The sequence below is a fragment of the Enterobacter cloacae complex sp. P38RS genome (assembly GCF_014930775.1).
Classification (GTDB): Bacteria; Pseudomonadota; Gammaproteobacteria; order Enterobacterales; family Enterobacteriaceae; genus Enterobacter; species Enterobacter bugandensis.
The window spans coordinates 24,713-43,953 of record NZ_JADBRS010000005.1 but is presented as its reverse complement, the minus strand read 5'-3'; the positions used below and the strand labels follow the sequence as shown (position 1 = coordinate 43,953).

The 19,241-nt window shown below is 54.3% G+C and carries 17 protein-coding genes; 3 read left to right on the top strand and 14 right to left on the bottom strand.

What is annotated here, in order from left to right; genetic code table 11:
• Positions 1 to 7 precede the first annotated feature (7 nt).
• Positions 8 to 754: a 4'-phosphopantetheinyl transferase superfamily protein gene (locus tag IM303_RS08945; protein WP_192971860.1), complete on the top strand. Its 747-nt coding sequence runs from the start codon at positions 8 to 10 to the stop codon at positions 752 to 754.
• Positions 755 to 790: 36 nt separating this feature from the next.
• On the top strand, positions 791 to 1,357 hold the full coding sequence (locus IM303_RS08940) for an NADPH-dependent FMN reductase (protein ID WP_003861147.1): 567 nt from the start codon (positions 791 to 793) through the stop codon (positions 1,355 to 1,357).
• 61 nt (positions 1,358 to 1,418) lie between these two features.
• Here IM303_RS08940 and adeP read toward each other — a convergent pair whose 3' ends face one another.
• On the bottom strand, positions 1,419 to 2,756 hold the full coding sequence (adeP, locus tag IM303_RS08935) for an adenine permease AdeP (protein ID WP_192971869.1): 1,338 nt from the start codon (positions 2,754 to 2,756) through the stop codon (positions 1,419 to 1,421).
• Between the two features lie 165 nt (positions 2,757 to 2,921).
• Here adeP and yieH point away from each other — a divergent pair, with 165 nt between their 5' ends.
• Positions 2,922 to 3,587 (top strand): 6-phosphogluconate phosphatase, encoded by a 666-nt coding sequence (gene yieH / locus IM303_RS08930; protein WP_047366739.1) that lies wholly within the window; start codon positions 2,922 to 2,924, stop codon positions 3,585 to 3,587.
• 44 nt (positions 3,588 to 3,631) lie between these two features.
• Here yieH and phoU read toward each other — a convergent pair whose 3' ends face one another.
• From phoU to atpD, 13 genes are all read right to left on the bottom strand, one after another.
• Entirely contained in the window at positions 3,632 to 4,357 is a 726-nt protein-coding gene (gene phoU, locus IM303_RS08925; RefSeq protein WP_003861153.1) for a phosphate signaling complex protein PhoU, read from the bottom strand.
• A gap of 26 nt (positions 4,358 to 4,383) precedes the next feature.
• Positions 4,384 to 5,157, bottom strand: a complete 774-nt coding sequence (pstB, locus tag IM303_RS08920) for a phosphate ABC transporter ATP-binding protein PstB (protein ID WP_010426574.1) — start codon at positions 5,155 to 5,157, stop codon at positions 4,384 to 4,386.
• 47 nt (positions 5,158 to 5,204) lie between these two features.
• Positions 5,205 to 6,095: a phosphate ABC transporter permease PstA gene (gene pstA, locus IM303_RS08915; RefSeq protein WP_014881893.1), complete on the bottom strand. Its 891-nt coding sequence runs from the start codon at positions 6,093 to 6,095 to the stop codon at positions 5,205 to 5,207.
• Positions 6,095 to 7,054, bottom strand: coding sequence for a phosphate ABC transporter permease PstC (gene pstC, locus IM303_RS08910; protein ID WP_028014924.1), 960 nt, complete (start codon positions 7,052 to 7,054; stop codon positions 6,095 to 6,097). Before pstC ends, pstA begins: the two co-directional genes overlap by 1 nt.
• Positions 7,055 to 7,135: 81 nt before the next feature.
• Positions 7,136 to 8,176: a phosphate ABC transporter substrate-binding protein PstS gene (gene pstS / locus IM303_RS08905; protein ID WP_193359837.1), complete on the bottom strand. Its 1,041-nt coding sequence runs from the start codon at positions 8,174 to 8,176 to the stop codon at positions 7,136 to 7,138.
• A gap of 245 nt (positions 8,177 to 8,421) precedes the next feature.
• The gene (gene stgD, locus IM303_RS08900) at positions 8,422 to 9,495 is read right to left on the bottom strand and encodes a fimbrial protein StgD (RefSeq protein WP_053087970.1); all 1,074 of its coding nucleotides are present in this window, start codon (positions 9,493 to 9,495) and stop codon (positions 8,422 to 8,424) included.
• Between the two features lie 9 nt (positions 9,496 to 9,504).
• Entirely contained in the window at positions 9,505 to 12,027 is a 2,523-nt protein-coding gene (locus IM303_RS08895; RefSeq protein WP_049001584.1) for a fimbria/pilus outer membrane usher protein, read from the bottom strand.
• A 17-nt stretch (positions 12,028 to 12,044) separates the two neighbouring features.
• Positions 12,045 to 12,731, bottom strand: a complete 687-nt coding sequence (locus tag IM303_RS08890; RefSeq protein WP_193359836.1) for a fimbrial chaperone — start codon at positions 12,729 to 12,731, stop codon at positions 12,045 to 12,047.
• 69 nt (positions 12,732 to 12,800) lie between these two features.
• Positions 12,801 to 13,382, bottom strand: coding sequence for a chaperone-usher fimbrial major subunit (locus IM303_RS08885; protein WP_047366742.1), 582 nt, complete (start codon positions 13,380 to 13,382; stop codon positions 12,801 to 12,803).
• A 443-nt stretch (positions 13,383 to 13,825) separates the two neighbouring features.
• A complete protein-coding gene (gene glmS / locus IM303_RS08880; protein WP_047366743.1) occupies positions 13,826 to 15,655 on the bottom strand; it encodes a glutamine--fructose-6-phosphate transaminase (isomerizing) in 1,830 nt (609 codons plus the stop codon).
• Positions 15,656 to 15,879: 224 nt separating this feature from the next.
• Positions 15,880 to 17,250 carry a bifunctional UDP-N-acetylglucosamine diphosphorylase/glucosamine-1-phosphate N-acetyltransferase GlmU gene (gene glmU / locus IM303_RS08875; RefSeq protein WP_192971863.1) on the bottom strand — a complete coding sequence of 457 codons (1,371 nt, stop codon included), beginning with the start codon at positions 17,248 to 17,250 and terminating at the stop codon, positions 15,880 to 15,882.
• Between the two features lie 138 nt (positions 17,251 to 17,388).
• On the bottom strand, positions 17,389 to 17,808 hold the full coding sequence (locus IM303_RS08870) for a F0F1 ATP synthase subunit epsilon (RefSeq protein ID WP_006177560.1): 420 nt from the start codon (positions 17,806 to 17,808) through the stop codon (positions 17,389 to 17,391).
• A gap of 20 nt (positions 17,809 to 17,828) precedes the next feature.
• Entirely contained in the window at positions 17,829 to 19,211 is a 1,383-nt protein-coding gene (gene atpD, locus IM303_RS08865) for a F0F1 ATP synthase subunit beta (protein ID WP_193359835.1), read from the bottom strand.
• Positions 19,212 to 19,241: the final 30 nt, after the last annotated feature.

Sequence of the window (19,241 nt, the reverse complement as noted above, 5' to 3'; positions counted from 1 at the left end):
GCGAAAAATGGCAACGCACTTTGCAAGAGGGATACTTACAGAAGGACGTCTCGTATCGGCCAGACTCTCTTCAGCCTGTCACAGTGAGGCGCTCAAACTCCCCGAACACCGCAGGACGCGGTTTTTAGCCTCGAGAGCACTTCTCGCAGAACTGCTGTTTATGCTGTACGGCACCAGCGAACTGCCGGAGATCGTCACGCAACCAGAAGGCCGCCCGGTCTTTGCTGACCCGGAACTCCCCCGTTTTTCCATTGCCTATACGGGCAATATCATTGGCGTGGCGCTGACCACCGAAGGGGATTGCGGGCTGGATATGGAGCTTCAGCGTGCGACGCGGAGCTTCCACGGCGCAAGCCCGCACGATGACTACCCGCTCTCCAGTAATGAGAAGCTGTGGGTACGCAACCAGAACGACTCCGTCGAGGCCAGAGCCCAGCTCATCACCCTGCGCCAGAGTATTCGCAAGCTCTGCGGATGCGCTTCAGACGACGCCAGTCTGTTGCAATTGTTGCCTGGCTCCGGACGCCTGCGTGCCGCTAAAGCCACGCTTGTAGAGGCGCTCAGCGATGCAGAAGATGTGTTGATATGGTCTGTTGCAGTTAGCCCAGCCATCGAACGGCTAAAGATTTGGGAATTTGACAGTAAAGAGGGATGGAATAGCCTTCCGGATGTGCCCGAGCGCGCCAACGAGCCCGCCGCACGCCTGATGCGTTTAACCAGTTTACCGGCAGAAAAAGCATTTACCCATAGCTGATCCAATCAGGGTCATCATGATGAAACAGGAGTAATCATGTCTGATACGTTGAAAGTAGTTACGTTACTGGGAAGCCTGCGCAAAGGTTCATTTAACGGAATGGTTGCCCGCACGCTGCCGCAGTTGGCCCCGGCAGGTATGGAAATTAGCGCCCTGCCATCTATTGGCGATATCCCGCTGTATGATGCAGATGTCCAGCAGGAAGAGGGGTTCCCGCAGAGCGTGGAGGCGATAGCCGAGCAGATCCGCCAGGCCGACGGTGTGGTCATTGTCACGCCGGAGTATAACTACTCGGTTCCGGGTGGCCTGAAGAACGCGATTGACTGGTTATCCCGTTTACCGGAGCAGCCGCTGTCTGGCAAACCGGTGCTGATCCAGACCAGCTCAATGGGCGCGATTGGTGGCGCACGCTGCCAGTATCACCTGCGTCAGATCCTGGTGTTCCTGGATGCGATGGTGATGAACAAGCCGGAATTTATGGGCGGTGTGATTCAAAACAAGGTCGACCCGCAGACGGGTGAAGTGGTGGATCAGAGCACGCGTGACCATCTCTCTGGCCAGCTGACCGCGTTTGGGGATTATATTAAGCGGGTGAAGGCGTAAGCCGGAGCGGCCTGATGCCCTCACCCTGGCCCTCTCCCACGTGGAGAGGGAACAAACCTGTTTATTTCGCGTCAATAAACACAATCTTCAACACAAACAGCACCGCAACGATAATCACGCACGGGCTGAGTTCGCGGAAGCGGCCGGTACCGATCTTCATCACACAGTAAGAGATAAAGCCCAGCGCGATACCTTCGGTGATCGAGAAGCTGAACGGCATCATCACGGCAGTAATAAAGGCCGGCACCGCTTCGGTTAAATCTTCCCACTTCACGCGCGCCAGGCTCGAGGTCATCAGCACGCCCACGTAAATCAGCGCGCCGGCAGCCGCATACGGTGGAACCATACCCGCCAGCGGAGAGAGGAAGATCACCAGCAGGAACAGGATACCCACCACCACCGCCGTCAGGCCGGTACGGCCACCCACGGACACGCCGGAAGAGGATTCAATGTAAGCGGTAACAGATGAGGTGCCAATGAAAGAACCCGCCACGGAAGAGATGCTGTCCACATACAGCGCCTGCTTCATGCGCGGGAATTTGCCTTTCTCGTCAGCCAGACCCGCTTTGTCCGTCACGCCAATCAGCGTACCGGAGGAGTCAAACAGGTTGACCAGCATGAAGGAGAAGATCACGCCCGCCAGGCCCAGGTTCAGGGAACCCGCCAGGTCAACGTGACCAATCACGGTAGAGACGCTCGGCGGCGCAGAGACAATACCGCTGTAATGCACGTCACCCAGCATCCAGCCCAGCAGCGTGGTCACAATGATAGAGACCAGCACCGCAGCGTGGATGTTGCGCGACGCCAGGATCGCGATGATGAAGAAGCCCAGCACGCCCAGCAGCACGCTGTGCGAGGTCAGGTTACCGATGCTCACCAGCGTTTCCGGGTTCGCCACGATCACACCGGCGTTTTTCAGCCCCATCATGCCGATGAACAGACCGATACCGCTGGTGATACCCACGCGCAGGCTCACCGGGATATTGGCAATCATCCAGTAGCGGACGCGGAAGATGGTCAGCAGCAGCAGGCCGACCGCACCCCAGAAGATAGCGCCCATACCAACCTGCCACGGCAGGCCCATCGCCTGAACCACCACGAACGCGAAGAACGCATTCAGGCCCATAGCGGGTGCCAGCGCCACGGGCAGGTTAGCGAAAACGCCCATCAGGATGCTGCCAAGGGCCGCGATCAGACAGGTGGTAACAAAGACGGCGCTGGTGTCCATGCCAGCGACGCCCAGAATTTGCGGGTTCACAAAAACGATATAGACCATCGTCAGGAAGGTGGTGAAACCGGCGATCACTTCGGTGCGTGCCGTTGTGCCGTGCTCGCGCAGTTTGAATACGCGCTCAAGCAGACCCTGACCAGATGTCTGGGTTGTGTGTTGTTGACTCATCATCAATTTCCGAACAAGGAGGGAAAATTCGTCGCTATCCTATACCAAAATGCGACAATAGTGGCGGTTACGGGATACTTTTTTCATTGATTATGCTTATACGGCAACGATTGCGTCTCGTAAATCTGTCGTACGTAAACGTTAAACTTGTTAAAAGGGAAGGGCATGTCCGGAATTGAAGCGGTATTTTTCGACTGTGACGGTACGCTGGTCGACAGTGAGGTCATTTGTTCCCGCGCGTATGTCGCCATGTTCCAGGAATTTGGCATTACGCTCGATCTCGAAGAGGTGTTCAAACGCTTTAAGGGCGTGAAGCTGTACGAGATCATCGACATCATTAACGAAGAGCACGGGGTGGATCTGGCGAAAGCGGAGCTGGAACCAGTGTACCGCGCCGAGGTCGCACGCCTCTTCGACTCAGAACTGGACGTTATTGCCGGGGCTAACGCGCTGCTGGATGCGATGACGGTGCCAATCTGCGTAGTTTCCAACGGTCCGGTCAGCAAAATGCAGCATTCACTGGGCAAGCTTGAAATGCTGCACCACTTTCCGGAAAAACTGTTCAGCGGCTACGATATTCAGCGCTGGAAGCCCGATCCGGCCCTGATGTTCCACGCGGCGAAAGCGATGAACGTCAACGTGGAGAACTGCATTCTGGTGGATGACTCGCCTGCGGGTGCCCAGTCGGGGATTGATGCAGGGATGGAGGTTTTTTACTTCTGTGCCGATCCGCACAACAAGCCGATCGATCATCCAAAAGTGACGACCTTTACCGATCTGGCGCAATTGCCAGAGTTGTGGAAGGCACGCGGGTGGGATATTACGCGTTAAGCTAACGTAGGGCGGGTAAGCGCCAGCGCCACCCGCCACAACCATCACTCTTTCGGATCTTTACCCGCCAGCAGCTTGTCCAGCTCGTCGCCGCCCACGTGACGGAAGTCCTGTCCCTTCACGAAGTAGAAAATATATTCGCAAATGTTCTGGCAGCGGTCGCCGATACGCTCGATTGAGCGCGCGCAGAACAGGGCCGTCAGCACGCTTGGGATGGTACGGGAATCTTCCATCATGTAGGTCATCAGCTGACGCACAATGCCTTCATACTCCTGGTCGACTTTCTTGTCTTCACGGTAGATACGCACCGCTTCGTCCAGATCCATACGCGCAAAGGCATCCAGCACGTCGTGCAGCATCTGCACAGTGTGGCGGCCCAGCGACTCCAGGCTCACCAGCAGCGGCTGATGCTGCTGGGAAAACTTCTCCAGCGCGGTGCGGCAGATTTTATCCGCCACGTCACCAATACGTTCCAGCTCGGCGATGGTTTTAATGATCGCCATTACCAGACGCAGGTCGCTCGCGGTCGGCTGACGCTTGGCGATAATACGCACGCAGGCTTCATCGATCGCCACTTCCATCATGTTGACGTTATGGTCGCCTTCGATGACGCGCTTCGCCAGCTCGCTGTCCTGGTTATGCATTGCCGTAATCGCATCAGAAAGCTGCTGCTCGACCATGCCACCCATGGTCATCACCTGCGTGCGAATACTTTCCAGCTCTGCGTTGAACTGGCCTGAAATGTGTTTATTAAGATTGAGGTTGTCCATGGTTTCTCCACATGCACTAAGGCAAATCAACCGTAGCGGCCAGTAATATAATCTTCGGTTTGTTTCTTCGCGGGCCGGGTGAACAGCGCGTCCGTATCGCTGAACTCAATCAACTCGCCCAGGTACATAAACGCCGTGTGATCTGAGCAACGCGCAGCCTGCTGCATGTTGTGGGTCACGATAACCACGGTGTAATCCTGCTTCAGCTCGGTGATCAGCTCTTCAATACGGCCGGTTGAGATCGGGTCCAGCGCTGAACATGGTTCATCCAGCAGCAACACTTCCGGGCGAATGGCGATACCGCGCGCAATGCACAGACGCTGCTGTTGACCACCGGAGAGAGAGTACCCGCTCTGATGAAGTTTATCTTTGGTTTCGTTCCATAATGCGGCCTTGGTCAATGCCCACTGCACGCGCTCGTCCATGTCCGCACGGGAGAGCTTCTCAAACAGGCGAACGCCAAACGCGATGTTGTCATAGATGGACATCGGGAACGGCGTCGGTTTCTGGAACACCATCCCCACTTTAGCGCGCAGCAGGGCGATATCCTGGGCCTGGGTCAGAATGTTTTCGCCATCCAGGATAATTTCACCTTCAGCGCGCTGCTCCGGATAGAGCGAATACATTTTGTTAAAGGTACGCAGCAGCGTGGACTTGCCACAGCCAGACGGACCGATGAATGCCGTGACCTGGTTCTTCGCGATATCCAGGTTGATGTTCTTCAGGGCATGGAATTTGCCGTAGTAGAAGTTCAAATCACGAACCTGAATCTTACCCGGGGCAGTATCAACCATACTCATTGACTCATTTCCTCATTCGGCGCCGCGAGCTGCCGCGCCGTAAAAAATTAACCGTGTTTCTTCTTCGCGAAAATGACGCGCGCCAGAATGTTCAGCAACAGTACGCAAAGGGTGATGATCAGCACCCCGGCCCAGGCCAGCTGCTGCCATTCCGCGAATGGGCTCATCGCAAATTTAAAGATCGTCACCGGCAGGTTGGCGATCGGCTGCATCATGTCCGTGCTCCAGAACTGGTTGGAGAGGGCAGTAAACAGCAGCGGTGCCGTTTCACCAGCAATACGGGCGATAGCCAGCAGGATGCCGGTCATGATCCCGGAGACCGACGCTTTGAGGGTGATCGCAGAAATCATTTTCCATTTCGGCGTACCCAGCGCGTAAGCTGCTTCACGCAGGCTATCCGGCACCAGTTTCAGCATGTTTTCGGTGGTACGAATTACGATAGGCACCTGCAGCAGCGCCAGCGCAATTACGCCCGCCCAGCCGGAGAAGTGTTCCATTTGCGCGACTACAATGGTGTAAACAAACAGGCCCACGACAATCGACGGAGCGGAAAGCAGGATGTCGTTAATGAAGCGAATCACCTCTGCCAGCCAGGATTTACGCCCGTACTCGGCCAGGTAGATGCCGGCCATGATGCCCAGCGGCGTACCGAAAACGGTCGCCCACAGGATCAGCAGGCCGCTGCCCGCCAGGGCGTTCGCCAGACCACCACCCGCCGTATTTGGCGGCGGCGTCATCTCGGTGAACAGCGCCAGAGACATTCCATCAATACCACGGGTGATGGTGGACATCAGGATCCAGATCAGCCAGAACAGGCCGAATGCCATCGTTGCCATGGAAAGCGTCAGCGCAATGCGGTTTTTAAAACGACGCTTCGCCTGCATTTTGCGGCGAGATTCGGCAAGCTGGGCGGTGCTTTGCATTTCGAGAGTTGCCATCAGCGTGCCCCCTCATTTTTCGCGAGACGCAGGATCATTAGCTTGGAAATCGCCAGAACAATGAAGGTGATAACGAACAGAATCAGCCCCAGTTCCATCAGCGCTGCGACGTGAAGCCCGGATTCCGCTTCGGCAAATTCGTTTGCCAGCGCGGAGGTAATACTGTTACCCGGCATATAGAGTGAAGCGCTGTCGAGCTGGTAGGTGTTACCGATGATAAAGGTGACCGCCATAGTTTCACCCAGCGCGCGACCTAAGCCCAGCATTACGCCGCCGATCACCCCATTTTTGGTGAACGGAAGGACAATGCGCCAGATAACTTCCCAGGTGGTACAGCCGATGCCGTAGGCCGACTCTTTCATCATCACCGGGGTTTGTTCGAAGACATCGCGCATTACCGCCGCAATGTACGGAATAATCATGATGGCGAGGATCACACCTGCCGCCAGAATACCGATACCGAATGCCGGGCCAGAGAACAGGGCTCCCACAAACGGAACGGCGGAGAGAACATTACCTACCGGCTCCTGGAAGTACGTGGCAAACAGCGGCGCAAAGATAAACAGGCCCCACATGCCGTATACGATACTTGGGATGGCCGCCAGCAGTTCGATGGCAATACCCAGCGGGCGACGCAGCCAGCCCGGCGCCAGTTCCGTCAGGAACAGCGCAATACCGAAGCTTACCGGAACCGCAATCAGCAGGGCGATGAACGAGGTCACCAGCGTGCCGTAAATCGGCACCAGCGCACCGTAGATATCGTTCGGCGCGTCCCACTCTTTGGTCCACAGGAAGGAGAAACCGAATTTCTGAATGCTCGGCCAGGAGGAGAAAATCAGAGACACGATAATGCCGCCCAGCAGCAATAGCACAATCAGCGCAGCCAGTTTGACCAGCGCGCCGAAAATCATGTCACCTTTTTTACCCGGAGGGTTAAATGCAGGCTTGGTTGCAGCCATAAATCACTCTTCTGTTAAACGCGTTTACGAAATCGGCGGGTAAGCGCAAGCGCCACCCGCCATTTTCGTCAGAATGCTAAATTAATACAATGCTTTACCGCTGCTGTCTTTCACGTTGGTTTTCCATGCAGCACGAATCTGCTCAACCACGCTGTCTGGCAGGCTGGCGTAATCCAGGTCGTTAGCCTGTTTGCCGCCGTTTTTGTATGCCCAGTCGAAGAACTTGAGCACTTCAGCGCCCTGCTCAGGTTTCTTCTGCTCTTTGTGCACCAGGATGAAGGTGGTAGAGGTGATTGGCCATGCATCATCGCCCTTCTGGTTAGTCAGATCCTGTGCGAAGGATTTGCTCCAGTCCGCGCCCTTAGCGGCGTTAGCAAAGTTCTCTTCGGTCGGGCTAACCGGTTTGCCGTCGGCAGAAACCAGTTTGGTGTAGGACAGGTTGTTCTGCTTCGCGTAGGCATATTCTACGTAGCCGATGGAGCCCGGCAGACGCTGTACGAACGCGGCGATACCATCGTTACCTTTACCGCCCAGACCGGTAGGCCAGTTAACGGTAGAGCCGGAGCCGACTTTAGATTTCCACTCTTCGTTCACTTTTGCCAGGTAGCTGGTGAACACGAAAGAGGTGCCGGAACCATCCGCGCGGCGAACCACGGCGATGTTCTGGGAAGGCAGCTTCAGGCCTGGGTTGAGTTTGGCGATCGCTTCGTCATCCCATTTTTTGATTTTGCCCAGGTAGATGTCACCCAGCGTTTTGCCGTCCAGCACCAGCTCGCCCGACTTCACGCCCGGCAGGTTGATGGCCAGGACCACGCCACCGATCACGGTAGGGAACTGGAACAGGCCTTCCTGAGCCAGTTTGTCATCAGACAGCGGAGCGTCGGATGCGCCGAAATCAACGGTATTCGCGGTAATTTGTTTTACGCCACCGGAGGAGCCGATACCCTGATAGTTAACCTTGTTACCGGTTTCTTTCTGGTAGGTATCCGCCCATTTGGCATACACCGGCGCAGGGAAGGTTGCACCAGCGCCAGTCAGGCTTGCTGCTGCAAAAGCAGAGAAAGCGCTCAGAGATAAGGTCGCGGCGACAACAGTTGCGACAGTGGTACGCATAACTTTCATAATGTCTCCTGCAAGGATTTCGTAAATCATTGTTTAAGTGGCTACGATGAGCAAAATAGGACAAACAGGTGACAGATAAATGTACGAAATATGACAGTTTTATGACAATCAACGTGTTTGAGTTAAGCTAATGATTTTAATAAAAATAAAATCATATCCCTGTCATGATAATGTCACACTGAGATGCGTTAAGCCTGGTTCAAAGATGTGAATATGACAACGGCTGTCATAAACAGCCGTTGTCATTAATTTTGAATTTCGAGGGTCAGGGTTGCCCAGGCTTCAAAGGCGCCGGGCTTCGGAATACTCCCCGTCGCGCTGGCCGGGGCAGCAGAGAAGGTGAGCGAGTTAACTTCGGCGCCCCCCTGGTTGGCTCCCATATCCATCTCCATGCTCCCCCCATTGACGTTGACGACGCGGTCCCATTTATCATAAATAACGATCCCTACGTCATCATTGCCGTTCACTTTCATCATCGTGGCGTCAGCGTCAACGGGATCGGCATGGAAAGCGGATCGGACGATGTTCTCATCCAGCATGCCGGTACATTTCACCTGTATCATCTTGCGGATTTTGCGGCTACCGACCGCCTCGCCTTTGGTGGCGGAAAACGCGCTGGCGGGAATTTTTCCAAAATCAATTTCCAGCGACTGACCCGGCGCGATCTCGCAGTTTTGCGGTACCACGATGTCTCCGGCAATTTTTATTTCGGCGAGCTTCTCGGTACTTGCCAGAGAGGACGCTTCATCGATACCGCCATAGAGCGTGGCAATCGTCGTACCCGGAACGGTAACTTTTCCAATAAAGGGCTTGTCGATTAAAAACGATAATTTTACCTGAGAACCGGTATCAAGCGTTGCCTCTGAGCCTTCTTCACCGGAGGCATAGCAGTAAAGACCGGATGTCACCCGGTTGGGCTCGGCCTCAAAGGGAACGGGAAGGTAGTCGCGTCCCAACACGTGAATAGAGGACGCAATGCTGAGCTGGTCGTTCAACCTGTAGTAGGTATACCCGTTTTTTACGGTATCAACGCTTAAGGGCGAACGCGCGGTGAAGTAGATGCTACGAAAAGTGGTGGTGAAATGGGTCAGGCAGTTACATCCCAGTTTATACCGGGAAGGCGATTGCAGGGTCGTCAGATCGCGCACCTCGGTTCCCGCCTGATTTTTATCTGCCGGTATCTCTGCCCCGTTAAGATTAAGGTTGAAAATATAGGTGCCGCCGATGGCGAAACACACCCCGCCTTCTGTCGTCGCGGCGTGGGAAAAAGGGGTAAAAAGCAGCATGGCGACTGCTATAAAAGTGATACGTCGTTTCATCTCATTTCCCTATTGGCACACGACCGCTGTTTGAACCAGTTCAACACCCGTTGGTTTGGGGAACTGATAATGGACCTTGCAAGGTTTTGTCTTTTCACTCCCCCACTTCAGCGTGAACGTTCCCTCTTCCGGCATGCCCGAAAGATAGAGTTCGCCATTCTCGCCGGTAATGCCCGACACGCTGCCCGTCGCCAGTTCGGCAGACGCCACTGCGCCAAAGGGAACCGGTTTGCCGTTGGCCTGTGTGACCTCAAAGAGCACGCGATAGCCAACGTGGGTGATAAATTCCGCCCGCACCACCGCACCTCGCGTGGGGATGACGTTAAGCACGCTGTTCTCCAGCTCGACGTTCGCTTTTTCAAAATAGCCGCTCTCAATTTCCACACGGTTTTCATCGTAAGCGTTAAGCTGCGTTTGAACGGTGTAGCCTCGCCAGTCGGTTGCCGTACCGGTGCCGTTTTCCATTGCCAGACCGGCTGCACCGGGTGCTTTAATCAGCGCCACGGTTTCGCCCATCTCCTGCGAGAACGTCACTCCATCGCCATGCAGCAGGATCCCGCCGCGCGCGCCGTAGTTGAGCCGCTGGCTGTCCTGGTTGTAGTCATAGCTGCCGTTAACCGAACCATAGGTTCCGTCATATCCCACCCCCGCGCTGCTGCTGTACACACTGTCATCCGCATCCCAGGACTGCTGGAGGTTCCAGGAGAGATTACGGTTATCAAGCGCCGTACCGTTCAGGCCAAGCTGGTGCATTCCTTTTCCGCTGTTGTTCTGCGTGAGGCCGTAGCTCACATAGCTGTCCGGCAGCAATGCTGACAGCGGCACGGAGAACGACAGCATAAAAACCTGTTCGCTTTCTCGATCGTCGCTATCTGTATACTCCGCGCTCTGCGCCGTGGTGATGGAATCGCTGTAGTTCCAGGAGAGGTTCCAGGAAAGCGACCGCCAGACATTGCTGTAGCCAAGCTGAACCAGGCGTTCAACTTCGTCGGTTTTCCAGTACTGCTGGCGGCTCAGCGTGAGATAAATGTTCCCCATGCCATCGCCGAAATTCTGCGTCCAGGACCCTTCAAGCCGGCTGCGTCGGTTGCCCGTTACCCAGAAATCGCGCTGACTGTTCTGGCGTGACGCCCATTCATTGAGGGTGTAGTAGCCCTGTGTTGAGTAGCGATACCCCACCAGCCTCAGCGTGGTATCCGTCTCATCAAACCGTTTCGAATAGAGAAAACGCCAGGACTGGCCGGACTCCTCTGAGTCCTCGTCCGTAAACTGCGCGCGTGCCTGGGTGATATCGACGGAAAACGCGCCAACTGCACCCATATCTTTGCCGACCCCCACCGCTGCCGAGCGATACGCTTCCGCGGCCTGCACGCCACCGTATACCGTTATCCCGGCAGGAAAGCCGTGCAGAACCTGCGCCTGAAAAACGTTGGGCTGGAATTCGCTTTGATCGCGCAGTTCACCCGCGCTGATATCAACGTCGGTCTGATCTTCACGCTTGAGGATGGCCAGCGAGGCGTAGGGCTGCGTGAAGTGTTGCTCACTGCCGTCTTCTTCTTTTATGGTCACGTCCAGGTCGCCGCCGGAGCTGGTGGTGTTTAAATCTTTAAGCGCAAATGGCCCCTGCGGCACGGCAGATTGATAAATGACGTAGCCATTCTGCCGAATAATCACCGTCGCATTGCTTTTCGCTACGCCCCGGACGACCGGCGCAAAGCCCGTCAGGCTGGAAGGAAGCATTTCATCATCGGTATACAGGCGCACGCCGCGCACCTGGGTACTGTCAAAGACATCGCTTGCGGTCCAGGTATCACCCAGCATGATCTGGCTGCGTAACGTCGCAAGGTTTCGCTGCACATAGGTGCTGATGGAATGGTAATCCGAATGACCGTCGATGATGTTTAGCGTGCTGTAATTGCGTAAACGCCACGCGCCAATGTTCGCCCCGTTTCGCAGGTTCAGGTAGTAGAAATCGCTGTTGTCGTCATCATCAGACTGCAATGTGCTGGAGCCGGAAAAGTCATAGTTCATCATTAGCGCATTAATACCTTCATCCCAGCGGGCAGGATTGATGGTGCCGCGGGCGGTGGTATCAATGTAAATCTGCGGCAGCGTGACGTTGAGCAGCAGCTTATCGGTATCGAATGTCCATGTGGCGCCAGGGATCAGCGGGGTAGGGTCCACACAGGCGTTTTCGTCCAGGCGATCCAGCGAACCGATCGCCGCCACCTTAGCCCCGAGCTCCGCAAGCACCGTCCTGACGTGCTTAAAACAGGGATGCAGCCTATCGCCAGCCTTATCTTCAATAAAGGTGACCTCCCGGCTACCGATAAACTCATCGTTAACATGAATATCAACCTTATAAGAGCCCGCAGGTAACGTATTGGCGCGGTTAAACTGGTGGATATCAACATCCACCGGATGGTCAATTTCAAGAAGCGCAGGGTTAAAGATATCTTTTGCCAGCGTCACGCCTGAAAAGCCGAGAGATACCCCCGAGGCCAGCGCAATGAAAAAACGGAAACACCCCATATCAAACATCCCTATGTTTACAGCGTGACGTGAATTTCCTGACTGATTGCCCCAAAATCGTTAACGAAACGCCAGACCAGCGCGCGGCCGTTAATGCCATCCGGAAGCGGCAAACGCACGGTGTCAAAAGGGGGAATAATATTTAACGTAACGTCTTTACCATCGACGGTAACATTCATAACGTTAATATGTAGCGGGCTCGGATTTTCAATCACGAGCTGCCGGTTTTGAACACGCCATTTAACCTTCGCCGCAGCCCGTTCAGGCGTGATATTCAGGGTCGCCGGACGCCAAAAAAGTTTTATCTGCGTCTTAATCGCAATTTCGAGCGAATTGGGGTTTGAACTGGACGGCGGAATATTTTTGATGTTGAGCCAGAACAGCGATTCCCGATCGTGAGGCAGTTCGCCCTTCACTTTCATGATGCGCAATACTTTCTCCTGCCCGGCCTCCAGCCTTGAAACCGGCGGAATAACGGTAAAAGGAGGTTTATTCGACGCTGTATCGCCTTTAAAAGGATCGACCCACGTCTGTATGAGATAAGGCGTGGTCGCTTCGTTATTTTTTATGCTAATTGTCGCATCGGATTTATCGCTACTATAAACAACGCGGGTTCCGCCAATAATGACGCCAGCCGTCGACAAGGGTGTTAAAAATGAAAAAGAGAGCATGATGAACAGAGTCAACAAACGCCGTAAATACATCAGTTATCCTCACATCCTGTGGAGGAGCCTGCAAAAGGATAAAACAGGCTCCTGGCGAACAGCTGAAGATTATTTCAGGTATTCAATGGTGAACTGGGAATCCGCGTTCGCTGTACCCGGCGTAACCGTAGCCAGCGTCTGCACAAACTTCGCTTTAAAGCCCATGTCCGCTTTGCCGTCGGTGATAGCAACATAATTTGAATTGTTATACAGCGGGATCGCCGTATCATCGTTCAGGTTGAAGAGCTTGATTGCAACGCCGGTAGCCGTAACGGCTTCACCTTCGCCGGTGTAAATACCGTCAGTATCCGCTTCACCGTTAACAGGCGTGCCAATAGACAAATATCCTTTGCCGATGGTGTCTTTATCTTCTGTTCCGTCAAAACGAACTGCTGCCTGAGTATAGGTTGCAGGGCATTTCTCCAGTTTAATATGGAAATCTTTTACTGACGCCGTTGAGTCAATGCCGGAGAACGTCGTTTTGGCAACGCGGCCGATATTCACCGTCTGATCGGCGGTATCAGGCGTCACTTCACACGTTGAATCAATAACCTCTCCGCGGAAATGAACCGTACCATCCGCAGCAAATGATTGTCCTGCCATTAACGCCGATGCGAGTGCAATCGCCACCGTAATTCCATTATTTTTCATGATAACTCCATTAATTAAATCAATATTGCGTTTATCATAAAGACAACGCCATCCCAAATGCGATGAAATAATATTCTTCGGGAAGAATGATCTTCAAGGGGGGAGTTTAAATTAATGGAATAATGACGAACCAGAGCTGGAATAATAATAGAGAAAAACAAATATAATATTATTTTTGCTTTATCATTAAAATTCCTTTTCAGTATACACATAAAAAGGACACATATTTTATAAACAAACCATTTTTAGGATTCCGTTAATAAAAGCTGATCGTTTAGTGATCAAAATAGAAAATACTAATGCTCAGAAGCAATCTCGTTCATTATTCACACAATAAAGTAACGAAATACGTCAGAGTAAGATGATTGATAGCAAAGAGAAAGCTGATGAGAAAAAAGTAAGGAAGAAATGGCTACACGTCGTGTAGCCATTAACAGAAGGGATTATTCTACGGTGACCGATTTCGCCAGGTTACGCGGCTGGTCAACGTCGGTGCCTTTGATCAGCGCCACGTGGTAAGCCAGCAGCTGCAGCGGAACGGTGTAGAAGATCGGTGCAATCACCTCTTCAACGTGCGGCATCTCGATGATGTGCATATTGTCGCTGCTGGCGAAACCGGCATCTTTATCAGCGAAGACGTACAGCACGCCGCCGCGGGCACGCACCTCTTCGATGTTGGATTTCAGTTTTTCCAGCAGTTCGTTGTTCGGTGCGACAACAATGACCGGCATATCCGCGTCAATCAGCGCCAGCGGGCCATGCTTAAGCTCACCTGCCGCGTAGGCTTCCGCGTGGATGTAGGAGATCTCTTTCAGCTTCAGTGCGCCTTCCAGCGCAATCGGGTACTGATCGCCACGACCCAGGAACAGGGCGTGATGTTTGTCAGAGAAATCTTCCGCCAGCGCTTCAATGCGTTTGTCCTGAGACAGCATCTGCTCAATACGGCTCGGCAGCGCCTGGAGACCGTGAACGATGTCGTGCTCAACGGAAGCATCTTCGCCTTTCAGACGCGCCAGCTTCGCCACCAGCATCAGCAGAACGGTCAACTGAGTGGTAAACGCTTTGGTGGAGGCCACGCCGATTTCGGTACCCGCTTTGGTCATCAGCGCCAGATCGGACTCACGCACCAGGGATGAGCCCGGGACGTTACAGATGGCCAGCGAGCCCAGATAACCCAATTCCTTAGACAGACGCAGCGCTGCCAGCGTATCCGCCGTTTCGCCGGACTGGGAAAGGGTGATCATCAGGCTGTTACGACGCACCGCAGACTTGCGATAGCGGAACTCAGACGCGATTTCCACGTCGCATGGCACGCCCGCCAGGGATTCAAACCAGTAGCGAGAGACCATACCGGAGTTATATGAGGTACCGCAGGCTACGATCTGAATATGTTCAACCTTGCCGAGCAGTTCGTTGGCGTTTGCCCCCAGCTCGCTCAGATCCACCTCGCCGTGGCTGATGCGCCCGGTCAGAGTGTTTTTGATAGCGTTCGGCTGCTCGTAGATCTCTTTCTGCATGTAGTGACGGTAAGCGCCTTTGTCGCCCGCGTCGTATTGCAGGTTAGATTCGATCTCCTGACGCTTCACCTGCTCGCCTTTGGTGTCGAAGACGGTCACGCTGCGGCGCGTCACTTCCGCGATATCGCCCTCTTCCAGGAAGATAAAGCGACGGGTGACCGGCAGGAGCGCCAGCTGATCGGAGGCGATAAAGTTTTCACCCATGCCCAGACCGATAACCATCGGGCTACCGGAACGCGCGGCCAGCAGGGTAGATGGATCGCGGGAGTCCATGATCACCGTACCATACGCACCGCGCAGCTGAGGGATAGCGCGCAGCACCGCATCACGCAGCGTACCGCCCTTTGCCAGCTCCCAGTGCACCAGGTGAGCAATCACTTCGGTGTCGGTTTCAGAGACGAAGGTATAGCCGCGCGCTTTCAGTTCTTCGCGCAGCGGTTCGTGGTTTTCGATAATGCCGTTATGCACCACCACGATGTGTTCAGACACATGCGGGTGCGCGTTACCTTCAGACGGTTCGCCATGCGTCGCCCAGCGGGTGTGCGCGATACCGGTACCACCGTGCAGCGGGTGTTCTTCCGCGGCCTGGGCCAGCATCTGCACTTTACCGAGACGACGCAGACGGGTCATATGCCCTTCTGCATCGACGACAGCCAGACCGGCAGAGTCGTAACCACGGTATTCCAGACGACGTAAACCTTCGAGAAGGATTTCAGCAATATCACGCTGCGCAACTGCGCCAACAATTCCACACATATTTTAGATTCCGAATTTAGGCATTATGCCTGCGTTGTCGCTGACCTGTATTTACCCTTTCCGGGCGCCCCGAGCCTTGTAGAGAGTGGGGTTATTTTTATGGGTACTGCTTGTGGGGGAAGATATATATTTATCTCCTCTCCCGGGTTTGCCTGATGACGGCTACGCCTTATCAGGCCTACTCAATCGTAGGGCGGGTAAGCGTAGCGCCACCCGCCTTGTTGTTACTTTTTCTTCACCGGGCGTTTCCAGCCCTGCTTGTGTACCTGCGGCACGCGGCTTAACACCAGCTCGTTATCCGCTACGTCGCGCGTGACGGTTGTGCCGGCGGCAATGGTCACGCCGTTACCCACGGTAACCGGTGCCACCAGCTGCGTGTCCGAGCCCACGAACACGTCATCGCCGATGATGGTTTTAAACTTATTGGCGCCGTCATAGTTACAGGTAATGGTTCCTGCACCAATATTCACGTTATCGCCAATCTCCGCGTCGCCCAGATAGGTCAAATGACCGGCTTTCGAGCCTTTACCCAGACGCGCTTTTTTCATTTCCACGAAGTTGCCCACGTGCGCGCCTTCCAGCAGCTCAGCGCCCGGGCGCAGACGCGCAAACGGGCCGATGGTACACGCTGCTTCAAGATGAGCATCTTCCACCACGCTGTACGGGCTGATTTCGCAGTCGTCGGCGATGGCGCTGTTTTTAATCACGCAGCCAGCGCCGATTTTGACGCGGTTACCCAGCGTGACGTTACCTTCCAGGATAACGTTAGTATCGATCTCAACGTCGCGCCCGTGAGACACGGTGCCGCGCAAATCGAAACGCGCCGGATCGCGCAGCATCACGCCCGCGAGCAGCAGTTTTTCGGCCTGCTCGGACTGATAAATACGCTCAAGACGGGAAAGCTGCAGGCGGTTATTCACGCCGTCCGTTTCGCTGATGCGCGCCGGATGAACGGCGGCGATCTCACGCCCTTCGTGATATGCCATCGCAATGATGTCGGTGATGTAGTACTCACCCTGCGCGTTATTGTTGTCGAGCTGAGAGAGCCAGCGCTTCATGTCCGCACCATTGGCAATCAGGATGCCGGTGTTGATCTCCTGAATCTTGCGCTGTTCATCACTGGCATCTTTATGTTCAACGATACCCGTTACGTTGCCGTTTTCACGCGTGATACGGCCATAGCCCGTTGGATCGTCCAGCACAACGGTCAATAAACCGATGCCGCCCTGCGGCTTGGCTGCACGCAGGCGAGTCAGCGTTTCAACGGAGATCAGCGGAACGTCGCCGTAGAGCATCAGAATATCTTCGTCATCGGCAAAGAACGGCGCAGCCTGTTGCATCGCATGACCGGTACCCAGCTGTTCAGCCTGAAGCACCCAGTTGAGCGCATCATCGCTCAACGTCTTCTTAAGCAGATCGCCGCCGTGGCCGTAGACCAGGTGAACCTGACGGGCACCCAGTTCATTCGCTGCATCAATGACATGCTGCACCATTGGCTTTCCTGCCAGCGTGTGGAGCACTTTAGGCAGATCGGAATACATGCGGGTACCTTTGCCAGCGGCAAGGATCACCACGCTCATCGCACTGTTTGACATACGCATCCTGACGGTAGTTTGAGTGAGAAGTAAAAACGTTTGATGCCTAAAATTCTACATCTTTTTCATCATGAATTAAGGATCAAAAAAAAAGCCAGTCTGGTATCCAGACTGGCTTTTGTGCTTTTCAAGCCGGTGTTACATCGCTTTTTTGGTCAACTCGATAACGCGCAGTTTCGCGATCGCTTTGGCCAGCTCCGCAGACGCCTGAGCGTAATCCACGTCACCATGAGAGCTGCTAATGTGCTCTTCAGCCTTACGCTTCGATTCCAGGGCTCGCGCTTCGTCGAGATCCTGGCCACGAATAGCGGTATCGGCCAGAACGGTCACACTGCCAGGCTGCACTTCAAGAATGCCGCCGGACAGATAGATAAACTCTTCGTGACCGAACTGTTTAACGATGCGGATCATACCAGGCTTAATGGCGGTGAGCAGCGGTGCGTGACCCGGGAAAATACCCAGTTCACCTTCACTGCCCGTTACCTGGATTTTCTCGACCAGACCAGAGAACATTTGTTGCTCTGCGCTGACGACGTCCAGGTGGTAAGTCATTGCCATATCACCCTCCGATTAAGGCGTTAAAGTTTTTTGGCTTTTTCCACGGCTTCTTCGATGGAACCAACCATGTAGAACGCCTGCTCTGGCAGGTGATCGTATTCGCCTTCCATGATGCCTTTAAAGCCACGGATGGTGTCTTTCAGGGAAACGTATTTACCCGGAGAACCGGTGAATACTTCCGCAACGAAGAACGGCTGGGACAGGAAGCGCTGGATCTTACGCGCACGTGCTACCACCAGTTTGTCTTCTTCAGACAGTTCATCCATACCCAGGATGGCGATGATGTCTTTCAGTTCCTGGTAACGCTGCAGCAGGGACTGTACGCCACGCGCGGTGTCGTAGTGTTCCTGACCAACAACCAGTGGATCCAGCTGACGGCTGGTGGAGTCCAGCGGGTCAACGGCCGGGTAGATACCCAGAGACGCGATCTGACGGCTCAGTACCACGGTTGCGTCTAAGTGCGCAAAGGTGGTTGCTGGAGATGGGTCAGTCAAGTCATCCGCAGGTACGTATACCGCCTGAACGGAGGTGATAGAACCGGTTTTGGTAGAGGTGATACGTTCCTGAAGAACACCCATCTCTTCCGCAAGCGTAGGCTGATAACCTACCGCTGAAGGCATACGACCCAGCAGTGCAGATACTTCGGTACCGGCCAGGGTGTAACGATAGATGTTATCAACGAACAGCAGAACGTCACGGCCTTCGTCACGGAATTTCTCAGCCATCGTCAGACCAGTCAGCGCAACGCGCAGACGGTTTCCTGGTGGCTCGTTCATCTGGCCGTAAACCAGGGATACTTTGTCCAGAACGTTGGAGTCGGTCATTTCGTGGTAGAAGTCGTTACCCTCACGAGTACGTTCACCTACGCCCGCAAACACGGAGTAACCGGAGTGCTCGATCGCGATGTTACGGATCAGCTCCATCATGTTTACGGTTTTACCTACACCCGCACCACCGAACAGACCAACTTTACCGCCCTTCGCAAACGGACACATCAGGTCGATAACTTTGATGCCGGTTTCCAGCAGTTCCTGAGAGCTGGACAGCTCTTCGTAGGAAGGTGCCTCGCGGTGGATAGCCCAACGCTCTTCTTCGCCGATGTCGCCTTTCATGTCGATTGGCTGACCCAATACGTTCATGATACGACCCAGCGTTGCTTTACCTACCGGGACTTCGATCGGGTGCTCAAGGTCTTTAACTTCCAGACCACGACGCAGACCGTCGGAAGAACCCATGGCGATGGTACGCACGATACCGCCGCCGAGCTGCTGCTGAACTTCCAGCACCAGGCTCTCGTTACCATTCTGTACCTCAAGCGCGTCGTACACGCGTGGTACGGCGTCCTGAGGGAACTCGACGTCCACCACGGCGCCGATTACCTGGACAATCTTTCCAGTAGCCATCTTGAATCCTCTACGTAATTCGTAAACCTG